The sequence below is a fragment of the Pandoraea horticolens genome (genome assembly GCF_902459555.1).
Classification (GTDB): Bacteria; Pseudomonadota; Gammaproteobacteria; order Burkholderiales; family Burkholderiaceae; genus Pandoraea; species Pandoraea horticolens.
The window spans coordinates 1-671 of the sequence record NZ_CABPSM010000062.1; the positions used below are offsets into that span (position 1 = coordinate 1).

Below are 671 nucleotides of genomic sequence, written 5' to 3' on the forward strand. Positions count from 1 at the left end.
TCGATCGGCTTCGGCAATCAGGAGTCGAAGGCGAAGAATCTGCCGGGCGAGTCGAAGATCAACAGCGTGAGCGTGGGTCTGTACGGATCACACCTGACGGGTTCGAACTGGTTCGTCAACGGTGGAGCGTCGTACACGAATCACAGCGTGAAGACGGATCGCACGGTGGCTGCCCGTAACGCGTCGGCGCGTTTGGCGGGCAAGACGAGCGGTCAGACGTTCGGCATGTTCGGTGAAGTGGGCAAGCGCTTTGACGTGTCGGGTGTGAACATCGATCCGTCGGTGGGCGTGCGTGTGGCGTCGACGCGTTTGAAGGCGTTCGACGAAACGAACCGTGACGGTACGGGAAACGACGGGCTGAAGGTGGGCTCGCAGTCGCAGACGTCGACGCGGGGTGTGTTGGGTGTGCGTCTGTGGAGCGAAGTGGCGGGCATTGCGGGTGGCAAGGTAGCGCCGTCGCTGCGCCTGTCGTACGAGCACGAGTTCGGCAGCACGCAGAGCAGCCTGACGAACACGATCTACGGCGCGCAGAGCAGCTTCACGGTGAAGGGGCCGAAGCTGGGCAAGGACATTTTCACGGCGGATCTGGGCCTGGATATGCAGCTCAAGAAGCAACTGGAAGTGCGCGTGGGCGGAAACGTCAGCGTGCGTAAGGGCGAGAGCGCGCTGGG

1 protein-coding gene is annotated in these 671 nt (G+C 62.7%); it reads left to right on the top strand.

Annotated features, from left to right (window positions below; translation table 11 throughout):
• Positions 1-671 (top strand): autotransporter outer membrane beta-barrel domain-containing protein (locus PHO31112_RS27035; protein WP_150624806.1); only part of this gene is annotated, 671 nt, incomplete at both ends.